A 26,527-nucleotide genomic window follows, 5' to 3' on the forward strand; every position below is an offset into this window, starting at 1 on the left:
ATATTGTTTAATTAAAATGACAACTGTACTCCAAAAGCATAATTTCTCGTTCTTGGATAAGCGTTGTAGTCAATATTTGGTGTTAATCCAGTTTCCAGATTGATATCTGGATCGTATCCAGAATAGTTTGTCCAAATAAATAAGTTGCTTCCTGTAGCATACAATCTGATTCTGCTGAATCCTACCTTTGAACTGTTTTGTTTTGGAATCGTATATCCAATGCTCAGTGTGTTTAATCGTAAGAAAGAACCATCTTCAACAGCATAAGACATTGCAATAGGACGGCCAAGAGATACTGGGTTCCACATTGTCGCATTTTCATTTTGTTTTGCCAGCTGTTCAGGCGAATAACGAAGATCGTTACCCATATCATCATAATTTCTCCAACGGTTGTTTAATCCCACATCCATACTAAAATTATTCTGATTGTTTTGGTAGAAAGAAGTCGTCATAATCTTATTGGCATTATATACATCAAACCCTGACATAAAGTTGAAGAACGCCATTAAATCAAAGTTTTTCCAAACTGCATTTACACCAAAACCTCCAGAAAAATCAGGATTAGTATCCCCGATTACTTTTCTGTCTTTGTCGCCAATTACATAACTATTAGGATCTGAAGGATCAACAGGAGTCAGTTTTTTAAACTTAGCATTTCCTGGAACTGGATCGCCAGAAAGATTTTTTGAATTAGCAACTCCCTCTTTTAATTTCCAAGTTCTAGTTACAGCATCAAAAGACTCAAAATCATCCATTGTATAGAAGCCGTCGTTTACAAATCCGTAGATCAAGCCTTTTGTTCCGCCTACATAAGCACGGTAGTCGTCGTCATTTAACAATTGAGTTCCCGCCCAACCCGAACTTAAAATCCATTCTTGTTCTCCGCTCGCCAGTTTGTCAATTTTGTTTTTGTTGTAGCCAATATTAAAAGTCAAATCAACCTGAAAATCTTTTTTCTTAATCACACTTCCGTTGATTGCAAATTCGACACCTTTATTAGAAGTCTGTCCAACGTTGGTCATCATTTTTGTAAAACCAGAAACCGATGCAATATCTGACGGCACCAATAAATCTTTTACTTTATTATGATAAAAATCTAATGTTCCTGTAAGCCTTTCTTTGAAAAAGCCAAAATCAAGACCAACATTGGCTGTATACGTCGTTTCCCATTTTACATTTGGGTTGTTCAGATATTTGTCATTATAAAAATTATAGTAGTAATGATTTTCTTCTCCCCATCCTACAGAACGATCACGAGCAACACCGTAATATTTTGCATATAAATCGCCTTTAATTCTATCATTACCAGAAGCTCCATAACTTAAACGCAGTTTTAAATTAGAAACCGTTTGGCTGTCTTTTAAGAAACTTTCATTCGAAAGCCTCCAAGCAAAAGCTCCTGCAGGAAAAACTCCCCATCTGTTGTCTGGACCAAATTTTGTAGAACCGTCCGTACGAATAGTAAACGTAAAAAGATAACGGTCGTCGTAACCATAATTGGCTCTTCCAAAAAAGGAAGAAATTCGGTTTGGAGATTCTGCATTTGAACCATTATCAAATGGAGTTCCCAACGCTAAGTTGTCTAAAGCCTTTTCTCCTGTTATATCTTCAGGGAAATAACGGGTTCTAAAAAACTTAATTGAGCTTTCCTGATCTTTAATCTCCTGTCCGATCATCAATTGAAAATCGTGGCGCTCTTTTACTTTAAATCCGTAGTTCAACACGTTATTCAACTGCCAGCGTGGCGACTGCGTCATCGACCAATACGTTAGAGGCAGGTTATTGTTTTCTAATGCTGTTTTGGTATCTGTACCCCAGAAACGCCCATCTTCAGAATATTTATATTCATAGCCAAATGAAGAACGGAGCGTCAATCCTTTTTTGATTGTCCATGTTAAAGCTCCTGTAGTATTAAATGTTCTTGTTGTGCGATTGCGGTAATTTTTTTCTGCTTCTTCAAATGGATTAAAACGAGGTTTTATCTCATAATCGTCGGGATCGAAGTACGTATTATCTTCAGGTAAAGTCATATACTCTTCTAGCCCTGCCGTTGGTGCTTCGCGCAAAGCTCTAAGCAAACTTACTCCATCTGTTCCTGAACCTTCAATAGTTTGATTGGTTAAACGCGTTTGGTATTCGAACGTAAGATTGTCGGTTAATTTTGAATTCAAAATTAAGTAAACATAATTCTGACGCATTCCTGTTCCCAGCAAAACACCCGGCTGATCTTGGTTTACAAACGTAAATTTGAATTTTGTTTTTTCACTTCCGCCACTTACATTGATATCCGTATATCTCGCAATCGGATTGCTTCCAAAAATTTCATCCTGCCAATCTGTTCCTTTATTTCCTTTATAAATATAAAATTCGCTTGGTCTGCCATACATATTATAAAATCCAGTTGGGTTAGAAGTGCTTTTACGTGCAAATTCATATTGCATCATAACAAACTCATACGGATCCATAACATCCAAATGGTTGGCAAGCGTCTTAATTTGCGTGTAATTGTGAATGTTTACCGCTACTTTTCCTGCTTTAGGAACTTTAGTCGTCACGATAATAACTCCATTCGCACCTCTTGCTCCATAAACTGCCGTCGAAGCAGCATCTTTCAAAACCTCTACAGATTCGATATCTGTCGGTGGAATATCATTTAAGTTGGCCACCTCAAAGCCGTCAACTAAGATTAATGGCGAGTTGTCTTCGGTAATAGATCCACCTCCACGAATTCTAATTTTCACATCTGCTCCAGGCGAACCGTCAACAGTTGTAACCTGAACCCCAGGAAGTCTTCCCGTCAAGGCTTCTGCCACATTGGATGTGGGTACTTTTGCCAATTCGGTTCCTTTTATACTGGCAACCGCTCCAGTTAAGTTTTTACGTTTTTGCGTACCATAACCAATCACAACAACTTCATTCAATTCGCTGTTTGATTCTTTCATGGTTACCGTAATGCCAGATGTACGTCCTTTTAAGGGCACAATTTCATCATTCATTCCCACAAATTTGATGATTAGAACAGCAGTTTCCGGATCTGCTACTGCTACGCTGAATTTACCATCAAAATCGGTAACGGTATTCGTATTTTCATTCTTTACCATAATTGTTGCGCCCGGAATACCCGCCATGTTATCCTTAACCGAACCGCTCACGGTTGTACGCTTCTGAGCATAAATGCCCCCTGTTAAAAACAGAACGGCCAAAATGCTCCAGATATATTTTTTTATAATCATAACTAGAATATTTTTTATTGGATTATAAGCCTGTCTTTGGATTCATTAAAAGAATTTAAAACAACAACCTTTTACGGCTATCATGTTATCTTTTAATCCAAATAATGGCTAATCGTATTTCGTATTGTTTTGTTTTGAAAAGAAGTTTGTTAAGGTTCGTTTATAAGAAAATCGACATTCGTAACCTTATTAGCTTCAATGGCAAAAGTGGTTTGCAGCTCTTTCGTCTTCACTACTTCCATGTTCTGATTCAGACATTCTATTTTAACGCGAACGTTATTGGCTTCTTCACCTGTTTGAAATAAAACAAAGTCGTCCGTATAGTTTATTCCACCGCTCGAGGTTGCTTTGCTTCTGGTCACAAACATGTCTTCTTTAATATACGTTCCGTCAACCACTTTGTAGCCGCTTCTTTTTACCAAAACCGTAGTTTTAATAGTGGTGTAACTTTTGTCTGCAGTAATATCTAACGTCTTCAAACGAAGAATTCCCGTTCTGGTAATAATATTTAACGTTAACGGCTCGTCAAAAGGCGAAGCGTAAGGCATTGCATCAGATAGGTTGATGGCCTGGTTTGCCAATGCTGGCTGTGGCACGACCAATTCGTTAAGATTCGTCGGAGATGGAATCATTTGCTCTGGATAATCAGAGGCTACTAGTTTGTATTTTCCGTCGTCAAGCGAAAAAGGATATAGCGAACTGTAATTTGCCGCATATTCTCCATTTTCTTTGTACACAAAAAGAGGTCTCGTTGAAATCCCTACATTTAAATTCCAAGGTTCGCCGTTTAATTGAAAATCCAGTTTTTTAACCGTATGGCTTTCATATTTGAGATCATCACTAGAGCAAGAATTTAAAAGAAAAAATATCCCTGCTCCAAGAATCAGGTTTTTTATCATTTTCATATCTGTTAAATTTAAAAATGATAAAAATTTCTCTTTGGATTCACTTTAGGACAGCAGTCCAAAATTGGCAGTTGAATGTTAAAGTTAGTTTGGTTCATAAATTTTGGTTTTAAAGTTAGTTAGTTAAAAATCAATCAAGATTATGAAGCAAAACTAGAAATAGCATCTCTCAAAAAGGGGTATTTTTTGCTTTTCGAAATGGTACAAATTGCTATTTAAGCATATAGAACCAATTATTCGATAAATTTTTCTTACTTTTTTTATGCAATGCAAAAAAAATATCTTAAATAAAAAAAGATATCGTAATCAATTCTTTAAACCTATTTGTAAATTCTTTTCCCAAGATTCAATTGAGCTATGTTTAATAAGATTGGGAAGAAAAATGCTCGAGAGAAATATTGTGATAAAACATTACGCCTCAATGGTTAAAACATTGGGCTATGTTTAATAAAATTGCAGGGAAATGTTTGAGAAACATAATCAAAAGTTCTAACCATTGGGAGCCAAAGAATACTTTCCTAAGATTAAAACCATTGGCTATATTGAAAAGATTAGATTAACGGAATTGTCGGCGATATTCTGCTGGAGTATGATTGTATTTTGCTCTAAAACATTTTCCAAAATATTTCAAATCATTAAAACCGACTTCAAAACAGATTTCTTTTATCAGCAGATCATCTTCTTTTAAAAGTCTCGCCGCTTCGCTTAATCGCATATCTCGGATAAAAACAACAGGCGATGCTCCAGTAATGCTTTTGAGTTTATTAAAAAAACTGGCACGTGACATGCACATCAATTTTCCTAATTCGTCAACCGAAAAATCAGAGTTAGATCTATTTTCTTTTACAAATTCAATGACCTGAAACATAAATTTCTGATCTTTATTGGATATCTGAAGTGGCTCTTCTTTAGCAATTTTAATTGTGCTGCCACTTGAGAACAATTGCTGCAAACGACCACGCTGTTCAAGGACATTTTTAACTCTTGCTTTTAGCAAACTGACATTAAAAGGTTTGGTCACATAATCGTCTGCACCGTATTCTAATCCTTCCAATTTGCTTTCGATTGAAGATTTCGCACTGAGCAAAATAACCGGAATATGGCTGATTGACAAATTATCTCGAATTGCTTTCAACATTTCGATTCCGTCTTTCTCAGGCATCATAATATCGCTAATGACAAAATCTGGCAAAATTTCTTCAGCTTTGGCATACCCCTCTTCTCCATTTTCTGCGGTATAAATCGTATAATCACTTTCCAGAATAGAAACAATAAACGCACGCAATTCAGGATCGTCTTCTACCACAAGTCCGATAGGCTGCTCTCTTCCCAATTCTTCTGACAGTACTATTTCTTCCTCAAGATCAGATTCAAAATCTAGATCCATTTCATTAGAAAAATGCTCTTCTGTTTCATCTAACAAAATATCTACATCATTTTTAAAGTGCTGATAGCCTTTTAAAAATGCAACCTGAAAACTACTTCCCTGACCTTTTGCGCTGTCTACTAAAACAGTAGCACCATGTTTATCTGCAATGTCTTTTATAATAGAAAGTCCAAGACCTGTACTCGGATTAGAAAGATTTTCATTGTAATTTGAAAAACGGACAAACAACCTTTTTTGAAGTGTCGGACTAATTCCTGGTCCGTTATCACTTACAGTCAAAAACACATGTTTTTCCGATTCTTCCACTTTTACTTCAATAGAATCGCCTTTACTGCAAAATTTAAAAGCATTAGAAAGCAGATTAATCAAAATTTTATCTAAGCTATCGGGATCAGCCCAAATATGAGGATGTGAAGGATTGATGTTAACGTTCAAATTAATATTGCTTTGCGCACTCATTTCTTCAAAATCTTCACACATTTGAGAAACAAATTCGCCTAGATTGATTTCGCGAATAGCCAGTTTTTTGTCTTGAACTCGCCTCAAATCTAAAATCTGATTAACCAAATTCAATAATTTATTACTGCTTTTTTCTATAATTCGAAGCTGGCCTTTTGTAGTGTCTTTTAAATCTTCATCTGCAAGCATTACCTCCAACGGCGCTGTAATCATAGTAAGCGGCGTACGAATTTCATGTGAAATATCAGTGAAGAATTTCAGTTTCAACTCACTCATTTGTTTTTCCAACTTCACATCATTACGCAGTTTTAAAATAGTGATAATCGCTCTTCTTATCAAGAAAAATAAGCCTCCAGCGAGCACCAAATAGCAGAAATAAGCAAAATTTGTCCCCCATATCGAAGGGCGAATTGTAATTTTAATTTGCCTTTCATTATTCATCCATAAATTATGTCCGTTTGTTGAAGAAATTAGAAGCGTATAACTTCCACGTCCTAAATTGGTATAATTGATAGATTGTCCTCCTTTAATGTAATTCCACTGTTTATCAATCCCTTCTAGTTTATATCGATACACGATATTTTCGCTTTTTAAATAATCCAAAGCCGAAATTTGAACTCTAAAGAAATTTTGATTGTGTTCTAGCGTAACTTCATCTAGCAGATCAGGATTTTTGGGAGTTTCCGGATTTATTTCGTGCAATTCTTTGTTATTTACCAAAAATCCAGAAATTGCTAAATAAGGTTTAAAATGAAATGGTTTTATATTTTCTGGTTTAAAATAAATGACCCCATTAGAATATCCTACAGCAAGTTCTCCATTTGAAAGTTCGCATTTGGTTGCCTCAGAAAATATCTCTGTCCCAATTATCGATTTTAATTCTGGAAAAGTCTCAGCACTGTTGTTTTTCGGATCAAAACGTACGATCTGATTATCGCTCATGAGCCAAATTTTCCCCACTTTATCCTCGGCTATAGAAACAACTCCCTCCACTGGAAACGATACCATTTCATTCCATATCGATTTTACATTCAATTGTCCTTTCTTGTCTAAATCAGCCAAAATCAATCCCATACCATTGGTTGCCAATGCCATCTGATTGTCATGCGTTATTAGAATATCTAGAATATCATTTCCCGAAACCTGAGAATATTCATTAAACTTTATTTTGCTTGTCGCTTTAGTTTCTTCTGAAAAAGAAAATAATTTATACGACGAAATAAAAAATATTTTGTGGTCTTTATTTTCTGCAATCGAGCGGACTTTATCTGCCGTTTTTATCGGATAGTTTTTTAGTTCATTTTTAAAATTAACAAATTGGATTTCGCTGCTTGATTCACGAACAATATTTACACCGCCGCCCCAAGTTGCAATATAAATCTGTCCGTTTGCGGCTTGATAAATTTTAAAAATATCATCAGAATTAATTCCGTAAAGGTTATTTTCGTCATTTTTATAATGGGTAACTTTATAACGGAAAGGCTGATCTGTTGGCAATAAACAGAACAAACCGTTTCCTCTTGTTCCTATCCAAATTCTCCCTCTATTGTCCTGAAGCATACTGTAAATATCTGCTCCCCAGCCAGGACCAGCTGCTGATAAAGTTCCATCAGAAGCCAAAAGTCCGATTTTCTTCTTCTGGCTGTCAAACAAAGCAATTTTCTCTTTACGGCTTGCGACCCAAAGATTTCCTTGAGCGTCTTTCATCAAACTTCTCACATTATGCTTATGATGATCGTTTGATGAATCGAGATTTAAAGTTGAGAAATTGCTATTGCTAAAAGTAACTAAATCTAAACCTTGCTTGAAAGAACAGAACCAAAGATTTCCCAATCGGTCAAACATTGCCGTGTGCATCAAATCTGAAATCGACTCTTTCGATTCGTTAATGCAGCTTATTATAGAAGACAATTTATTATTTCTTTCGTCCCAATAAGAAAATGGCGCATTGCTCGATTGAATCCAAACTGTTCCATTTGGAGATGTAAGCAGAAAACTTTTTCTTTCTCCTCCAGCAGTTGCAGCATCACTGTAATCAACAGACATTTTTTTTATCTTTTTGGTCAACAGATCAAACTGAAACACCCCTTCACCCCGAGCTTCAAACCAAAACTGTCTAGAACGTGTTGATCCCAAAAAAGTGATTCTCTTATTGGGAAACCCTATTAAGGTCTTGCTACTATACGCATCTAGTTTTCCCGTTTTCAGATCACAAAAATAAAAAACCTGCCCTGCTGTTATGATAAGCATTTTAGTATTGGCAACCAGTTCGGTATAAATTATATCTTCTTTAATAGCAAGTGGGAAGTCAAAAAAGGTCGTTGCTTTTTTGTTGTAACGCGCCAATTCTCCGTTGTTCCCTCCAAAAAATATATCTTCTTTGGTTTCTAAAAATGTATTGTACACGCAAGGCTTCCCATTAAAAAAGAAATAATGCGGCTCTCCTCCAGATTTATCCAATCGGCAAGTACCTGCTTCAGTAAAAAACCAAGTCGTTCCCTGTTTGTCTTCAAAAATATCACGGATTTTTCCACAACGTTTTGCAGGATCAAAAGCTATTTTTCTAATTTTTTTATTGGTTTCAAAAGCTAATAGATAATTTTTCTCTTCGGGAAAAAGCCAAACTCTTCCCGAAGGCATCACTTTAAAATCAACAAAAGCAATATTAGCAGACTTTAAAGACCCCTCTTCAATTGGATAATGAAAACTTAGCTGTCGAGTATCAAAATAGTAAATATCATTTTTCTCGGACTGAATCCAGATTCGATCGCTGCTATCAAACTTAAATTTAAAAACGCGATTAGAGATTAAATTCAAAGATCCATTTTGTTTTACTCTAAATTTTTGGAAATTGTTTCCATCGTAACGTATCAATCCGTTAAAAGTAGAAAGCCAGATAAATCCTTTTTTATCTTGCTGAATATCAAGAATACGGGATTGCCTTAACTTTAAATCGTTTGCAAAATGAGTTAGCGTACCAGAAGGTTGCGCATGGCACAAAATCCCTATCCAGTAAAGAAAAAATACAAGTAGATTTCTTTTCATTTAAAAACTTTATAAAATTAAGCAGATCACAAAAATATCAAAATTCTTTTCCTAACCTAAAAGAAGTACTGATTGCAGCAAAATACCACCATAAAAATAGCGATTTACCTCCCTCTTACTTTTACATCATAAATCTAAATTATTAATACAAAGCTTTATAACATACTCTAATTAGCAATTTATCCTAACTTTAGAGCTATAAAAATTTAATTTTGTCAAACAGCAAAAAACTAACTTTAGCTTAAATATTGCTGCTATTACAAAACGAATTTTTATTCCTGTTTTTAAACAGTGACTAAAAACCTAATAAATCTAACACTATCCAACACCTATGAAAAGAAAATCCATAGTTATTGCGTTACATTTTTTTGCTTTAACCACCTTTGCGCAAGAAAATTTACCGTACAAAAATCCAAATCTGCCAACAGAGCAACGTGTGAATGACTTGGTATCGAGAATGTCGCTAGACGAAAAAATAAATCAATTAATGGATTCTGCTCCCGCAATCGACCGTTTAGGAGTTCCAGAATACAATTGGTGGAACGAATCATTGCATGGCGTTGCCCGTGCGGGATTTGCTACTGTTTTTCCGCAGTCTATTTCAATTGCTTCTTCTTGGGACCGCCAATTGATATTGGATGTTGCGACTGCCATTTCAGATGAAGCTCGTGCGAAACATCATGAATACTTAAGAAGAGGCCAACACGGAATGTACCAAGGTTTGACTTTTTGGTCGCCAAACGTAAATATCTTTCGTGATCCTCGTTGGGGCCGCGGACATGAAACATACGGTGAAGATCCGTTTTTAACAAGCCAGTTAGGTCTTAATTATGTCAACGGCCTTCAAGGTACAAATGACAAATATTTGAAAGTGGTTGCAACTGCCAAACATTACGCTGTGCATTCGGGACCAGAGCCATCGCGCCATTTTTTTGATGCCAATACCAGCGATATTGATCTGTACGAAACTTATCTTCCTGCTTTTAGAACTTTGGTAAAAGACGGACATGTTTATTCTGTAATGGGGGCTTATAACCGCTTTAGAGGCGAGTCAGCCAGTGCAAGTCCATTTCTTTTTAATATTCTTCGAAATGTTTGGGGATTTAATGGCTACATCGTATCCGATTGTGGTGCTGTAACCGATATTTGGAAATACCATAAAATTACCAATGATGCCGCAAGCGCTTCAGCATTAGCAGTAAAAAATGGTTTAGATTTGGAATGCGGAAGCAGTTTCCAGTCTTTAAAAGAAGCTGTTGACCGCAAAATAATTTCAGAAGCCGATATTGATGTTGCTGTAAAACGTTTATTTACTGCAAGGTTTAAATTAGGAATGTTTGATCCAGATGAGATTGTTCCGTATGCTCAAATTCCGTTTTCAACCAACAATAATGCGGCAAATGATTATTTGGCTAGAGTAGCTTCTCAAAAGAGTATCGTTCTTTTAAAAAACCAAAATAATACGTTGCCTCTTTCTAAAAACACCAAAACGGTTGCTGTAATTGGACCAAATGCAGATGATATTCAGTCTTTATGGGGAAATTACAGCGGTGTTCCAAGCAACCCAATTACTGTTTTAAAAGGCATTCAAAACAAATTGGAACCCAATGCAAAGGTTTTATATGCAAAAGGAACTGATTTGGCAAAAGGAGTTCCTGAGATGAAAATTATACCATCAATATATTTTCAGAATGAAAACGGAACACAAGGTCTAAATGGTGATTATTTTGATAATACGGAATGGAACGGAAAACCCCTTTTTACTCGCGTAGATGATAATATTGATTTTGAATGGGACATCAACACGCCAGATCCTCGCTTGAAAATGGGAAATTATAGTGTGAAATGGACTGGTTATCTTACGGTACCTAAATCGGGAACGTATAACATTTCAGAATGGTCAAAACCGTTTATGACTGTTGAAATTGAAGGTGGGAAAACTACTGGAGGGAAAAACAACCACCATCCGCGTTTTCGTCCGCAGCAAATAAATTTAGAAGCAGGAAAAAAATATAAAATTGAAGTAAAATACCAGAACTTCTATGGCGATGCAACTGCGCAATTATTTTGGGCAGAACCACAAGAAAACTTAGTGCAGCAAGCAGTAGAAACTGCCAATGAAGCCGATGCTGTAATTCTTGTTCTAGGATTAAATGAGCGTTTAGAAGGAGAAGAAATGAAAGTGGAAGCAGATGGTTTTAACGGCGGAGACCGAACTAGTCTGGATCTTCCAGCCAATCAAGAAGAGCTTATGAAAGCCGTTAAAGCTACAGGAAAACCGGTGATATTGGTTTTAATTAATGGTAGTGCGCTTTCTATTAATTGGGCAAATGACAATGTTCCTGCTATTTTAACAGCAGGATATCCAGGTCAGCAAGGTGGAAATTCCATTGCAGATGTTCTTTTTGGCGATTACAATCCAGCAGGAAGACTTCCTGTTACGTATTATAAATCGGTTGATCAGCTTCCTAAATTTGAAAATTACGATATGGAAGGCAGAACGTACCGCTATTTCCATAAAACGCCTCTTTACCCTTTTGGATTTGGTTTGAGTTATACGACTTTCAAATATTCTAATTTACAGCTTCCAAAAAACTTTAATTCTGACGCAGATTTTAAAATTTCTGTTGATGTTACTAATACTGGAGAACGCGATGGAGATGAAGTTGCTGAACTGTATATAAAAGACGAAAAAGCCTCTACTCCACGCCCGATTTGCCAATTAGAAGGTTTTGAGCGAATTCATCTTAAAAAAGGAGAAACAAAAACAGTAACCTTTACTATTACGCCAAGACAGCTGTCTATGATCAATAAGAAAAAACAGCGTGTTGTGGAACCAGGCTGGTTTACCATTTTTGTTGGCGGAAAACAACCAGACGGTTCTAGTGACATTCAGAGCGGAAGAATCAACTTTACAGGAAAAACTATAACATTAGAAAAATAATATTTTCTAAATGATTACAAAACTGAACAAAAAAAAACGAGCCTCAATTGAAGCTCGTTTTTTACATCACAACATAGTTTCATTTTCATCAGGATTAAAACTCCCTTTATCTGGATATGTAATGCTATCCTTCAGCTCTTCGATTCGTTTGGGATCAAACTTAGGCAATTGCAATTCATTTTTGTCTTTCCATTTTTTTACTGTTTTAGCCGCTTCTTCGGCTTTTTCAGCAGAAACAGGAGTATCTCTTGTCATATAAAGCGTTTGCGAAGGATAAGCCAGAGAAGTGCCACTTTTTTCGATAATATCCAACATTCGCAACAAAAGATCTTCCTGAACTTCTTGTGAGGTTTCAAAATTTATTGCTTCGATATACGCTGTAATTTCAACTTTTAAAGAGTCGGCAGTAATTCCTGTAAAACGGACTATTGGAGGCGTATTTAAAACGGCTGGATGCGCAAACAATAGCGATTTTAATTCAACAAGCAAATAACGCAGCTGATCGGTAGTAGTTTCCATTCTAAAACCTAAAATAGGATTGAATATAAAACGGTCACGATGTGCATAATTTTCTATTTTACTGGCAGACAGCTGGCCATTTGGGATGGTGACAATACTTCGAGCTGGAGTACGAAGTGTGGTAGAACGCATCCCGATAGATTCTACTGTTCCTTTAATATCATCGACGCGGCAATAGTCACCAACACGGAGCGGCTGATCTGCAATAAGACTAACACTTCCAACAAAATTCTCTATTGTTTTTTGTGCTCCAAGCGCCAATGCGATCCCCCCAATTCCAAGAGCGGCAAGTCCAGCTGTAACATCTACTCCAATAATTCCTAAAATAGCAATAATACCGATCACAACAATGGCCACTTTCATGGTACGGCTTAAAAACAATACCGCAGATACCGCAGAAGCACGCCCCCGATTGTTCATTCTGCTTCTTGTAAACATACTGACAAAATCGGTCATTCTCCATAGCAGAATTAAAAAAGCCACAATTCCAATCGTAATGATTATGATGCTAAACCGTTGGCGGACTATTATCGAAATTCCCATTCGCTGTGTAAAAGCTACGAACAAAATTACCGTCAGATACATCTGAACAGGAAGTGTAAAAGCTTCTATAACGGCATTACCTTTTTCGCTATCTGCTCTTTTCCATACTTTTTGAATCAGAAATATAAAAACAAATATCAGCAGTCTCGAAAGCAAGTAGGTAATCACAGCCATGACAACAACAACTCCCCAATGCCCAATAGGAACATTTCCTAATTTCCTTTCTTTTAAGGCTTTTGGCAAAACTCTGTCCAAAAAAGTTTTTTCAACCCTTGCATCTGCTCCTAAAATTGCTTCAATCGTCTCTGCAGAAAAAAGCCATAAAGCAGGCTGACTATCATCTGATTGGTTTTCTAGATAAAGCTGTATGTTTATTTTATCAGTAGATATGCTTCCGACCAAATCTACACCTGTTGCCAAATTATCATCGATACGGCCTAACTCTTTATTGCTTAGAATTGAGGAAGGCGAAAAATTCCCTCCCTGATCCAATAGTTGCTGAAAAGTTTTGGCAATTCGTATCCTTTCAGACATTTTTCGATACGATCGTTTGCTAAGCATGAAATACTGGCTCGCACGCAGATAATTCTGATCGCCGATTGCTTTTATAAATCCGTTGACGGTTCCTTGAGGCGTCCTTCTTCCTAATGAATCATCAGGTGTTTTTGCAGGCTCTTCGGTGGGAGTTTTTGCCGTACCCAAAAGTTGTGCTTGCAACTTATGAGGTGCAAGCATTATAACCGATAGCAACAGTAAAAGAGACAGTAAACGTTTAGTACCTAAAATCATATCTTTTTGCTTTAGTAACTTAGACTATTAAAAATAAGAAATATAGTAGAAAAACAACTTGTTTCACTTCGTATTTTTTTAAATATCTACAGAAAAGCCTTCTATAGATTGCATGAGAGCAATTCTAGAACTTTTTACAAATTCTATTACACCCAAACGACTTAATTTGCCAATTAAGTCAAGCATTTCTTCTTCTGTTCCAGTGGCTTGCGCTATCGTGTATTCTTTTTGAATTTCTACAATTTTAAAATCGTTCTCACGAAGTAAACTTTCTACGTTCGAATCTGACATAAATGCTGCAGTTGAAATTTTAAACAATACAAGCTGTCGGGAAATAATTTCATCATTTACAGCATAATAACATTTAAAAACCTCAATGATTTTCTCTATTTGTGCCGTCAAATTGGCAACAGTATTCAAAGTTTCATTTACTACGATTGTATGTCTGTATATTTTATCAATTTCACAAATAGACATATTGAGGCTTAAAATTTCTATCTGCTTTCTAATAAACATAGCGCTCAGCTTATTGATTAATCTTAGTTGATCTTCAGAATAGATCGTAAGTGTAAATTCGTTTTTCATTGTTTGATTTTTATAAATGCTATTTCTGGTATTAAAAAAGGAAATAAAAAAAGCCTTTCACGTTATGACTGAGAAAGGCTTTTTGAATAGACAATAATATCCTGACTCGTCATGTGATACGAATAATGATAATTGAAATAATAATGCTATTCTGAATTGAATTTTTCATAACTGGTTGTAAACAAAAAAACCTCCCGTTGCGGGGAGGTTTTCTAAATGGTATCTTTTACTTATTTATATAACATCCCTACACTACTATCGAATGATAATAATGTTACTAATTGCAGCGATGTTAATTATGTTTTTCATTTGTTTGATTGAATGCACAAATATATTGATATTTTTTATTCTGCAAAGATTAATTATAACAAACAAAAAATCCGCCTCTACTGTGACAGATTTATTGTTTGCTGATTTTTTTAAGGTATTAAGACAGCTCTACCTTTTATTTTTCCTTGTCTCATTCTATCATACACTTCGTTGGCGTCGTCTAGTTTATGTTTTTCAATTTCGATATGAATTTTCTTTTGCCTTGCTAGACCAACCACTTCCATCAATTCTGTGCGTGATCCCCAATACGGATTGGTCATGCTCACTCCAAAGGGCAAAACATTCATGCTGTATTGATAATGTCCGCCACCAAGACCCACAATCGTAAGATCGCCATCAAGACTTACCACTTTGGTTCCTAAGTCAATTGTCGAAGTTGCGCCAACAAAATCGATAACCACTTTGGCTTTCTTAATTCCTGTAATTTTATGAATTTGTTCTGCTGCATCAGCATCTTTAGAATTAATGGTAAACGCGGCACCTAATTCTTTTGCAAATGCTAATTTATCTTCGGTTACGTCACAAGCAATAATTGCTGCGCCACTTATTTCTCTTAATATTTGTAATGCAACGTGTCCTAATCCGCCAACTCCGATTACGACAACAAATTCGTCAGGCATTAATTTCGGAAGAGAACGTTTAATGGCTGAGTATGGTGTAAGTGCTCCATCTGTTAATGGAGCTGCGATAACGGGATCTAAATCAAAAATAGGCACCAAAAGCCTAGACGATGGTACCAACATATAATCGGCCATACCGCCATCTAATCCTAAACCGCCACCATAAGCTTGCTCAGATTGATGGTCACAATAATTTTCTTTTGACTGCTGGCAGGGTTTGCAATGACCACATCCCCACGGACCATAAACCAAAACGGCATCTCCTTTTTTATAACCTTCTACATTTTCACCAATTTCTTCGATCCATCCAGCATTTTCGTGTCCTAGCGTAAATACTGTCCCTACAACGGTTCCCTCGTCTATAATATGCAGGTCGGAGTGGCAAACACCAGCACCGCCAATTTTTAATAAAACTTCGTCACCTTTAGGAACAGGTTTTTCAAGATCATTAACAACACGGACATCTTTGTGTCCAAAAAAACGTACTGCTTTCATAAAATAAACTTTTGATTACTATTCTACTAATTTACAACTTGTATTTTCTAACTACTTTACCAAGCGAGTTAAGTTTATCCTAATTTATTGCTAATTCCTAGAATTTACAGCAGGTGATAGATGAAAGGGCAAAATAAAAATGGTAAAAAATCTAATGAGTAGGTATAAAAAAAGAGAACCTAGGTTCTCTTTTCAATTTATTTTATACTGTTTAAAATCAGTTGGATTGTATCAGTTCATCAAAACTAATTGTTCCGTAATTCATTTAATAATAAACAGACAATAAGATTTTTGAATTTGAACTTTCTATGTATTTTTCAAGTCTCTTAAAAAATTCTTCGTTAACCATTGGACATCCATGACTGTTGATAATATAATATTCTTTTTCGTCTGTAGGAACTTCTTTGTAATGATGCAATACAATGGCACGTTTCATGGCATTGTTATTACTTTCGTCTAGTCCTGCAAGCCTAAAAGCTTTTCCGAAAACACCTTTATAGGCCTTTTCTACCGAATATCTTCCAAGTGAAGTGCAATTTGAATTTGGGACATTACTAAATTGTAGGATATCGCCTTTTATTCCTGTCTCAGAACCTGATCCATGTGCTACCAAACCTTGGTCAAGGATTTCATTAGTTTCTAGATTGTAAACAAAAAATCGATTTTTTCCTGATTTAATCTTCATATCAACAAGAAAAGCAATTTTGCGATTATACTTGTGATTTGTCGCCGTAAAAGCCTTAATTTCATTTACATGTTCTGTAAGTCGTGCAAATTCAAGTTCGCTTAAAATTTCATCTTCTTCTCGTACATTCATAGTAGTGAAAGAACTTAAAGAAATAAACAGTGCCACTAAAAATATTCTCATATTAAGCAGAAAGTTAGGTTAATAATTATAATTTGGGGTAATCGATAATCTGTTGCTGCAAAATTATACACAAAGTTTATACAATTCCCATATTATAAGTTAAAGATATTATAAATATCTGAAAACAACAACATTAAACGTTAAAGTTTAACTAAAAACCGTTGATGTGCAAAATAAAGGTGCTAAAATATTATCTATTTAGCTGACAAAACAGCAATCAAGTATCCTTTCCACAATTCTTTTCCAAAAGAAGCGTCAGGACATAAATTTATTCCTGTAGTAAATAACTGATGACGAGTATCAAGCGGTTCTTCCAATTGTATTTTTTTATCGCTTTGAATAACTTCAAGATAAGTTTTAACCATTTCTTCAAAACGAAATATTTCTGGACCTCCAAAATCAGCTCTCATACCACTTGGGGATTTTAATGCAATACCTACCAACATTTTGGCGACTTCTTGTACAGCTATTGATTGGAACCTCAACCCAGACGGAATTGTTATAGCATCTTTATCAGTACTTTGATCCAATGTTTTTATCATATTTAGTACAAAATCATGAAATTGCGTTGTTCTTGCTATTGTAAAAGGAATATCGCTTTTGGCTATTGCATTTTCTACTTCTAGTTTCCCTTGGTAATACGGGTAATCGCTTTTGTCAATTCCGACAATTGATATGTAAATGAAATGCTTGATTGAATTTCTATCTACTGCATTTAACAGATTTCTGGTTCCTGCAATATCTGTCTGATTGAAGTTTTTAGGATTGCTTGCGCAATGAATAATAACTTCAACATTTGCTGCTGCTTCTTTTAAACCGTGATTTTCAACTAAATCTCCTGTGAAAAATTCTATTTCTCTCTCGTCTGAATTATTTGTTCGAGTTGTTAATACAGCTGTTTTGAAACCTTTTTCTAATAAGGCATCAACAACATATTTTCCTAAATGTTCGTTTCCGCCTGTAACTAGTACTTTACCCATTTACCTTGTTATTTTAGTACTATATTAGAAAAAAGCAGTTTAATTTCAAAAGTGAACCTTTTTTTACTTTAAAATATTATAAAAAGCAACAGGTATCACCTTTTAAAATGAAACCTGTTGAATTTTGTTGATTGATAACTCTTTTATTGCATACTTAAATAAAGATAACCTGCAGAACTCTGTTCTTTACTATCAGAATCAACATATTTTATTATGTAATAATAAGTTCCTGTTGGTAATCCTGCGCTTTGTTTTACAACTGCTCTACCATTTGAATAGCCGTTAAACACATTACTTGCATTATCATACCCATTTGTATGAAAAACTATAACTCCCCATCGGTTATAAATTTCAACAGTATTTTGAGGATAACACTCAATTCCATCAATTTTAAAGGTATCGTTTTTACTATCTCCATTTGGTGATAATGCATTATGTGCTATAACCTGACAACCTTTTATATCCAATACTGTTGGTCCGTTATCTGTTGGAGATGAACCATCAGACAGATCTGAAACCTCTTTTCCTGTTGGATCTATAGGAGTTGGCGGACCAGTTGCTTCCGCCACAGCCTGATTTACAACTTGACCTTTAGCAATATCACTTGTTGTAATAGTATAATCTGCTCTGTAAAGCCATCTTTCTATTAAATCTAAACTTCCGTTTGCGTTAAGATCTCCCGTGCCGGTGGCTGTATTTACAGAATCTAAAGTAGGAGTTGATAAACCAGGCATTGGATCGTTTACTCTTACATTAGTTAACACTGTATTTCCAACATTCGTAACCGTAAACAAATAACTAATTACATCTCCAGCTTTCGCATTATTAAGATCTCCGCTAAAAGATGCGATCTCCTTTACAATTGCAATTTTCGGATTATTAGGCAATGGCACCACAGTACAATCTGGACATAATGGATCATAATAAGGGTCACCAGAAGTTGATGGATTAGTTGGATCGGTTGAAGTATCATTGACAACAGTTCCATCTGGATCGTCGACTGTTGGTGGAGTATTTCCTTGACCAATTGCACTATTATAAATTACGCCATTATCAATATCTGTTTGCGTAATTGTATAAATTACTTGTCCGTTTCCTATTTGTCCAGGTTCTAGCGTACTAGGAGTTATGGTAAGATTGGCTACTCCAATGTACGAATCGTTTATTTTTACATTTTCTAATCTAATATTTCCTGTATTCCTCACGCTAAATGTGTAGGTAATTGTTTCTCCCGCTTCTGGAAAACCATCTCCATTTGTATCATTTGTTGCGGTAAATACGCCATCTTTAAATACTTGAATTGATGGCGATGGTACAATTGGTGTTACAATTTCACTATCCTGATCATTCTCGGTCGGATCATTATTGTTTGGAGTTGAATTTGGATCAAAATTATCAGATGTTATAATTTGTGCCACATTTTTATACTCGTCTGCCACTCCCAATGAAGCATTAATTCTAACAGTATATTTAAGAGGTACAGACGCTCCTGCTACTATATTTAAAACTGGCCACGTAATTGTATTTCCTGCTAATGTACCACCACTATCTGCACTAATAAATGTATATCCAGACGGAAGCACATCTTTTGCACTTACTCCAGTTGCATTGTCAGATCCGAAGTTGGTTACCGTGATTGTGAAATCGATTCGATCCCCAACGTAAGGAGAAAGATTGCTGGCTGTTTTAGTCAATGCAATATCAGAACATAGAATAACATTAACATCTACTTTAAGAGCATTCCCTATAGTGTTTTCGCAAACGGCATCACTATGAACTGTAACATAATATGATGTATTTGCAGTTAGCGAAGGTGTAACAAAAACAGCTCCTGTATAAAGCAATACAGAGAGATTAGCGTCTTGATACCAATTGTATATCGCATTACTTACCGTACTTGATGCTGTAATTGTAGAAGTGCTTCTGGTACAAATAGTTGCATTAGATAAAGTAGCGGTAATATCTGACGCTACTGCTAAAGAATTTACTGTTACCGTTACAGGTTTTCTTGTGTTTGGAAGATTCTCACAAACTCCGTCTCCACTTACGCTGACATAATAAGTCGTTGTGATAGTTGGTGTAGGATTGTATGATGCTCCTGTACTTAAAGCTGTCGTAGTCGTCTGATCGGCATACCATGTAAATATTGGTGTTGTAACCGTTGCAGAAGAAGCTGTCAGCGAAACTGAAGAACCATTACATATTGTGGCATCAGCAGCTGTTATATCTAAAGCTAACCCTAAAGCATTTACTGTTACAGTGACAGGCTTTCTTGTATTTGGAAAATTCTCACAAACTCCATCTCCACTTACGCTGACATAATAGGTAGTTGTGGCAGTTGGCGAAGGACTGTAGGTTACTCCCGTACTTAAAACCGTAGTAGTTGTCTGATCGGCGTACCATCTGAAAACAGGCGTTGTAACCGTCACAGTTGAAGCTGTAAGCGATACTGATGAACCTGAACAGATTGTAGCATCAGCAGCAGTTATATCTGAGGCCAGTCCCAGAGAGTTTACTGTTACCGTAACTGCTTGTCTTGTTCCAGGAAGATTTTCGCAAACTCCATCACCACTTACGCTCACATAATATGTCGTGGTAGCAGTTGGCGAAGGACTGTACGAAGCTCCTGTGCTTAAAGCTGTTGTAGTAGTCTGATCGGCGTACCAAATGAATACTGGTGTTGTAACAGTTGCGGATGAGGCTAAAAGAGAAGCTGAAGAACCCGAGCAGATCGTTGCATCAGAAACTGTTATATCTGAAGCTATACCTAAAGAATTTACTGTTACAGTGACAGGCTTTCTTGTATTTGGAAGATTCTCGCAAACTCCATCTCCACTTACACTGACATAATAAGTCGTAATAATTGTAGGCGATGGATTGTACGTCGCTCCCGTACTTAAAGCTGTTGTAGTCGTCTGATCAGCGTACCAAATAAATACTGGTGTTGTAACAGTTGCGGATGAAGCTGTAAGCGAAGCTGATGAACCTAGACAGATCGTTGCATCAGAAACTGTAATATCCGAAGCTAATCCTAAAGAGTTTACTGTTACCGTAACTGCTTGTCTTGTTCCAGGAAGGTTCTCGCAAACTCCATCTCCGCTTACGCTGACATAATAAGTCGTAGTAACTGTAGGTGATGGATTGTACGTCGCTCCCGTACTTAAAGCTGTTGTAGTCGTCTGATCGGCGTACCAAATGAATACTGGCGTTGTGACTGTAGTTGAAGATGCTGTTAAAGTTGCAGCAGAGCTAGAACAGATTGTAGCATCAGAAACTGTTATGTCCGAAGCCAATCCTAAAGAATTTACTGTTACCGTAACTGCTTGTCTTGTTCCGGGAAGATTCTCGCAAACTCCGTCTCCGCTTACACCTACATAATAGGTTGTCGTAGCTGTTGGCGAAGGACTGTATGTTGCGCCTGTGCTTAACGCAGTTGTGGTAGTCTGATCGGCGTACCAATTGAATACTGGCGTTGTAACTGTAGTTGAAAATGCTGTTAAAGATGCAGCAGAACCATTACATATTGTAGCATCAGAAACTGTTATGTCTGAAGCCAAACCTAAAGAGTTTACCGTTACCGTAACTTCTTGTCTTGTTCCGGGAAGATTCTCGCAAACTCCATCTCCGCTTACACCCACATAATAGGTTGTCGTAGCTGTTGGCGAAGGACTGTATGTTGCGCCTGTGCTTAACGCAGTTGTGGTAGTCTGATCGGCATACCAATTGAATACTGGCGTTGTAACTGTAGTTGAAGATGCTGTTAAAGATGCAGCAGAACCATTACATATTGTAGCATCAGAAACTGTAATATCCGAAGCCAGTCCTAAAGAATTTACCGTTACCATAACTGCTTGTCTTGTTCCGGGAAGATTCTCGCAAACCCCATCTCCGCTTACACCCACATAATAGGTTGTCGTAGCTGTTGGCGAAGGACTGTATGTTGCGCCTGTGCTCAAAGCTGCCGTAGTAGTCTGATCGGCATACCAATTGAATACTGGCGTAGTTACTGTAGTTGAAGATGCTGTTAATGATGCAGCAGAGCCATTACATATTGTCGCGTCAGAAACTGTTATGTCTGAAGCAACTGCTAAAGAATTTACCGTTACCGTAACTGCTTGTCTTGTTCCGGGAAGATTCTCGCAAACTCCATCTCCGCTTACACCCACATAATAGGTAGTTGTAGCAGTTGGCGATGGACTGTATGTTGCGCCTGTGCTCAAAACTGTCGTAGTAGTCTGATCGGCGTACCAATTGAATACTGGCGTAGTTACTGTAGTTGAAGATGCTGTTAAAGATGCAGCAGAGCCATTACATATTGTAGCATCAGAAGCTGTTATGTCTGAAGCCAATCCTAAAGAATTTACTGTTACCGTAACCAATTGTCTAGTGCCTGGAAGATTCTCGCAAACTCCATCTCCGCTTACACCCACATAATAGGTTGTCGTAACTGTTGGCGATGGACTGTATGTTGCGCCTGTGCTCAAAGCTGTCGTAGTAGTCTGATCGGCATACCAATTGAATACTGGCGTAGTTACTGTAGTTGAAGATGCTGTTAAAGATGCAGCAGAGCCATTACATATTGTAGCATCAGAAACTGTTATGTCTGAAGCCAGTCCTAAAGAATTTACTGTTACCGTTACTTCTTGTCTAGTATCTGGAAGATTCTCGCAAACCCCATCTCCGCTTACACCCACATAATAGGTTGTTGTAAATGTTGGCGAAGGACTGTATGTTGCGCCTGTGCTCAAAGCTGCCGTAGTAGTCTGATCGGCATACCAATTGAATACTGGCGTAGTTACTGTAGTTGAAGATGCTGTTAATGATGCAGTAGAGCCATTACATATTGTTGAGTCAGAAACTGTTATATCTGTAGCAACTGCTAATGAATTTACTGTGACGGTTACTGGTTTTCTCGTATTAATAGCATTTTCACAAACATTAGTTCCCCTTACACTTAGATAATAAGTTGTGGTAACTGGTGGTGTAGGATTGTATTCATTTCCAATAAAAAGCGGATTAGTGGAAGTTTGGCTTAAATACCAAATAAACACTGGACTGTCAATTGTCGTTGTTGGAATTAATACTGCTGGACTGCCTTCACAAACGGTCTGATCTGATATATTAATGTCTGCTGCAGTCGCCAACGGATTCATTGTTACTGTAACTGGTTTTCTTGTATTAATAGCATTTTCACATACTCCCGTTCCGCTTACACTTACATAATAAGTTGTAGTAACAGTTGGCGAAGGACTATATGTTGTACCCGTGCTCAAAACTGTTGTACTAGTCTGATCTACGTACCATCTAAAAATCGGAGCTGTTACAGTTGTAGAAGAAGCGGTAAGAATAACTCCTTCTCCCGGACAAGTTGTTACATCTGTAATCACTACATCTGATGCTTGTGCCAATGGATTGACATTAACCGTAACAGCTTTTCTCGTACTAGGCGCATTCTCACATATTCCAGTTCCGGCTACACTTACATAATAAGTAGTGGTAGATAGCGGTGAAACACTATAAGAAGGCCCAGTATTAAGAATTGTTGTGGTAATCTGATCTGCGTACCATCTAAAAACAGGACTTATTACATTAGACGAGTTAGCTGTAAGTACAATTGGCGAACCGTTACAAATTGTTCGATTGTTGGCCGTTATATCGGCTTGAGTTGCCAAAGGATTTACAGTAACTACTACAGGTTTTCTAGTATTAATAATATTTTCGCAAACTCCGTCTCCGCTTACACTTACATAATAAGTTGTGTTAACTAATGGTGACGGACTATATGAAGGCCCAGTACTTAAAATTGTTGTCGAAGTCTGATCCGCATACCATCTAAAAATGGGAGTGGTAACTGTTGAAGAGGATGCTGTTAATAATGCAGCAGATCCTAAACAAATTGTGGCATCAGAAGCATTAATATCAGAAACTACTCCTAAAGTATTAATTGTTACTGTTACAGATTGTCTTCTAGTTGGGTCATTTTCGCAAACTGCATCTCCTTTAACACTAACATAATATGTGGTAGTTGATGCGGGAGATACGCTATACGAAGCACCAGTATTAAGTACTGTTGTAGTAGTTTGATCAGCATACCAAGTAAATATTGGATTGGTTACAGTAACAGAACTTACATTTAATACAGCTGTACCTCCTGGACAAATTTCAGCATTTGCGACAATAATATCTCCCTCGGTTGCAGATGAATTCACATTTACGGTTACTGTTCTCGTAGTCGATGCCGAAGGGCAGCCACTTGTACTGTTTACAGTGTACGTAATAATCGCCGTACCTGTAGAATTACCTGTTATTACACCATTTGCATCTACAGTAGCTATACCACTGTTATCTGAAGTCCAATCTCCTCCTGAATCTCCATCGGTAGTAAATGTTGTTGTTTCTCCAACACAGACATTTTGATTTCCCGATAGAATTCCAGGGTTAGATTCTATAATAGTTACCGCTATTGTTGAAGGAATTACAGGACAGCTTCCTACTTGCGGTATCGTATATCGTATAGTTGTAGTACCACGAGAAATACCTACTACTACACCACTGCTTGCATCGACAGTTGCAATAGCCAGATTATCGCTTGACCATGTTCCTCCTGTCGCACCGTTTGATGTAAATGTAGAATTTCCACTAACACATATACTTTGATTTCCAGACAAAATGCCAGAATCTGTTGCATCTTCAATTGTAATTGTTCTAGTCGATGATACATCCAAACAACCTCCTGAACCAATTGCAGTATACGTTATTGATGCTGTTCCTGGTAATACTCCTGTCACAATTCCGCTGCCATCAACAGTTGCGATTGTTGTATCACTACTTGACCAAGTTCCGCCAGCAGCTCCATCTGTAGTAAAAGCAGTTGTACTTCCTTGGCAAATATTTTGTGTTCCTGACAAGTTTCCTGGAATCGGCGGTGCTGTTATGGTTAAAGTAATCGGTGTTCTAGCACTAGTACATGTTCCATTATTTCCTTGCGCATAATACGTTATAGTTCCCACTGTGCTTAAAACTGGAGATGCCACAACATTTCCGCCTACAGCGGCATCATACCAAACAACAGATTGTCCAGCAGGAACACTTGCCGTCGCAGTTAATGTGTTTGGAAAACAGGCTGCAGTTACTGTTGTAGTATTAACAGGCATACTTGCTGCAGTCAAAGTAATCAAAGCACTATTTGAAGTATTTCCTTGTGCATCTCTTCCTAAATAAGCCATTGGTGTAGGACTTATAACACTAGCAGATACTGGCTCAAAACTAACCTGCCCTGCAGAATTGGCTTTCCAAGTTCCTTCACCAGCAATAGTTATTCCAACAATATCGCCAAAACCATCTATAATAAGATTAGTTCCATTGCCCGGATCTACCAAACCTAATGTTTCTGGAACTATTGTATTTCCTGTTGTATCATTTGCAAGAACGTCAATAAACCCTGAAGAGCTTCCAACATTGAAACAAGCGAAATCTGGTGTTGCTGCCGGAATACCTATTGCATAATCTTCTACCTCACCATTAATAAAAGCACCTCCAAAATCTGAAGTTGTTATTGCTTCTGTTGTGACTCTTACTCTTAGATAAGTTTGTGCGTGTCCTGCCGTATTCGTTAAAGCAACATTATTCCAAGTAAGATTAACACTTCCCGACAAAGTTCCTGCTGGAGTAGTAGCTGTTGCTCCTTCAGAAGCTTCAAAAACACCATTATTATTCCAATCTATCCATGCCACATAATTGGCAGGCAATCCTGTATTGTTGGTGAAATTTGCCGCAACTGTATAGCTGCTTATCGTTTGTCCGTTATTGGTTATTGGCGGAATTACTAAAACTCCATCATCGTCAATCGAAGCATCAGCCAAAACAGAGGGAAGTCCGTCTGGTTCAGAGAAATTGGTTGCTCCTAACAAAAGAGTTCCTACTACACCATGTGAAGGTCCGCCCGAAGCCAATAGTGTTTTGTAACTGTCCGGTGCATCTCCAAAATCAGAGCTAATGGTTATTACTATTGGACTTAATCCTGATGCCTGAACATTTGCCTGACCTGTCACACTCCAAATCCCCATCATTAGAAAAAAATCGGTAACATGAGTTGTAGATGACGGAGGTGTAAATAAAACTTGGTGATTTAAATCATCAGGCGTTCCAGGACCTCCATCTCTAGTTTGTCTTCTAATAGTCATCCCTGTAGGTAAATTTGCTGCTGCCGCTGCTCCTAGAGAATTAGTAATTAAATTTCTCCAACTATGACCTGCTCCTATGGTAATTTGCGAATCTGTAAGTTCTGTAGTAGGTCCATTTATAGCATAAGGCACAAAAGTATTCCCATTATAACCAAAAAAGCCTACCCATTCTGCATTTCCGTTTGGAGTTGCATGAACTCCATCAATATCTAATGCCAGAAAATTGATACTCTCAATAGGTCGGTCAAAATAAATTCTAAATCCAATACTAGATGCACAATTGTTTCCCATTCCATTATCTGCATTTAGCGTATTTGCCATTTGAATTTTTGTAAAATTAGTTGGTGTATGATCTCCAACATAAGCAGGAAGCGTAATTCCTGTAAATAACCCTCCAATATCTGGCCCAGGTGTTCCCGAACCAGAAGCTCCAGTAGTATGTGTTGCTCCCCCTGTAGTAATTAGTTCTGCTTTTACTACCGTACCATCTGGTAATCTTTTACCATTTGGCATAGAACTTAAAATATCAGCAATAGAAAAGCTATAGTTAGTTTGTGCTGACACACTTGTCACCAGCAGCAAAGCAATAAATGCTAAAATGTTTTTTATTTTATTTTTCATATCTATAATATTTAGATGACA

10 protein-coding genes are annotated in these 26,527 nt (G+C 37.0%); 1 reads left to right on the forward strand and 9 read right to left on the reverse strand.

Translation table 11 applies throughout. The features are described 5' to 3' along the window. Positions 1 to 11 precede the first annotated feature (11 nt). The 3 genes from ABTV69_RS17660 to ABTV69_RS17670 form a co-directional block, all read right to left on the reverse strand. On the reverse strand, positions 12 to 3,233 hold the full coding sequence (locus ABTV69_RS17660; protein ID WP_433831095.1) for a SusC/RagA family TonB-linked outer membrane protein: 3,222 nt from the start codon (positions 3,231 to 3,233) through the stop codon (positions 12 to 14). 149 nt (positions 3,234 to 3,382) lie between these two features. After that, a complete protein-coding gene (locus tag ABTV69_RS17665) occupies positions 3,383 to 4,138 on the reverse strand; it encodes a hypothetical protein (protein WP_433831097.1) in 756 nt (251 codons plus the stop codon). A gap of 556 nt (positions 4,139 to 4,694) precedes the next feature. Next, the gene (locus ABTV69_RS17670; protein WP_433831099.1) at positions 4,695 to 9,029 is read right to left on the reverse strand and encodes a two-component regulator propeller domain-containing protein; all 4,335 of its coding nucleotides are present in this window, start codon (positions 9,027 to 9,029) and stop codon (positions 4,695 to 4,697) included. A gap of 331 nt (positions 9,030 to 9,360) precedes the next feature. Between ABTV69_RS17670 and ABTV69_RS17675 the strand changes: the two genes are divergently transcribed. Beyond that, the gene (locus tag ABTV69_RS17675) at positions 9,361 to 11,973 is read left to right on the forward strand and encodes a glycoside hydrolase family 3 C-terminal domain-containing protein (RefSeq protein ID WP_433831101.1); all 2,613 of its coding nucleotides are present in this window, start codon (positions 9,361 to 9,363) and stop codon (positions 11,971 to 11,973) included. A 66-nt stretch (positions 11,974 to 12,039) separates the two neighbouring features. Here the strand turns inward: ABTV69_RS17675 and ABTV69_RS17680 are convergent, their stop codons facing one another. The 6 genes from ABTV69_RS17680 to ABTV69_RS17705 form a co-directional block, all read right to left on the reverse strand. Beyond that, positions 12,040 to 13,824, reverse strand: a complete 1,785-nt coding sequence (locus ABTV69_RS17680) for a mechanosensitive ion channel family protein (RefSeq protein WP_433831103.1) — start codon at positions 13,822 to 13,824, stop codon at positions 12,040 to 12,042. 78 nt (positions 13,825 to 13,902) lie between these two features. Further along, positions 13,903 to 14,409, reverse strand: coding sequence for an acetolactate synthase small subunit (ilvN, locus tag ABTV69_RS17685; protein WP_433831105.1), 507 nt, complete (start codon positions 14,407 to 14,409; stop codon positions 13,903 to 13,905). Between the two features lie 419 nt (positions 14,410 to 14,828). Then, complete coding sequence (locus ABTV69_RS17690; protein ID WP_433831107.1) at positions 14,829 to 15,854, reverse strand: NAD(P)-dependent alcohol dehydrogenase; 1,026 nt, start codon at positions 15,852 to 15,854, stop codon at positions 14,829 to 14,831. Positions 15,855 to 16,119: 265 nt separating this feature from the next. After that, positions 16,120 to 16,722, reverse strand: coding sequence for a murein L,D-transpeptidase catalytic domain-containing protein (locus ABTV69_RS17695; protein WP_433831109.1), 603 nt, complete (start codon positions 16,720 to 16,722; stop codon positions 16,120 to 16,122). A 194-nt stretch (positions 16,723 to 16,916) separates the two neighbouring features. Then, entirely contained in the window at positions 16,917 to 17,702 is a 786-nt protein-coding gene (locus ABTV69_RS17700) for an SDR family oxidoreductase (RefSeq protein WP_433831111.1), read from the reverse strand. 143 nt (positions 17,703 to 17,845) lie between these two features. Then, positions 17,846 to 26,506, reverse strand: coding sequence for a DUF7507 domain-containing protein (locus ABTV69_RS17705; protein ID WP_433831113.1), 8,661 nt, complete (start codon positions 26,504 to 26,506; stop codon positions 17,846 to 17,848). Positions 26,507 to 26,527 lie beyond the last annotated feature (21 nt).

The organism is Flavobacterium anhuiense (assembly GCF_050990855.1).
In the GTDB taxonomy this organism is placed as follows: Bacteria; Bacteroidota; Bacteroidia; order Flavobacteriales; family Flavobacteriaceae; genus Flavobacterium; species Flavobacterium anhuiense_C.

Coding starts and splice junctions, on each gene's coding strand:
- ABTV69_RS17660 (WP_433831095.1), bottom strand. CDS start 3,233: ATGATTATAAAAAAATATATCTGGAGCATTTTGGCCGTTCTGTTTTTA.
- ABTV69_RS17665 (WP_433831097.1), bottom strand. CDS start 4,138: ATGAAAATGATAAAAAACCTGATTCTTGGAGCAGGGATATTTTTTCTT.
- ABTV69_RS17670 (WP_433831099.1), bottom strand. CDS start 9,029: ATGAAAAGAAATCTACTTGTATTTTTTCTTTACTGGATAGGGATTTTG.
- ABTV69_RS17675 (WP_433831101.1), top strand. CDS start 9,361: ATGAAAAGAAAATCCATAGTTATTGCGTTACATTTTTTTGCTTTAACC.
- ABTV69_RS17680 (WP_433831103.1), bottom strand. CDS start 13,824: ATGATTTTAGGTACTAAACGTTTACTGTCTCTTTTACTGTTGCTATCG.
- ilvN (WP_433831105.1), bottom strand. CDS start 14,409: ATGAAAAACGAATTTACACTTACGATCTATTCTGAAGATCAACTAAGA.
- ABTV69_RS17690 (WP_433831107.1), bottom strand. CDS start 15,854: ATGAAAGCAGTACGTTTTTTTGGACACAAAGATGTCCGTGTTGTTAAT.
- ABTV69_RS17695 (WP_433831109.1), bottom strand. CDS start 16,722: ATGAGAATATTTTTAGTGGCACTGTTTATTTCTTTAAGTTCTTTCACT.
- ABTV69_RS17700 (WP_433831111.1), bottom strand. CDS start 17,702: ATGGGTAAAGTACTAGTTACAGGCGGAAACGAACATTTAGGAAAATAT.
- ABTV69_RS17705 (WP_433831113.1), bottom strand. CDS start 26,506: ATGAAAAATAAAATAAAAAACATTTTAGCATTTATTGCTTTGCTGCTG.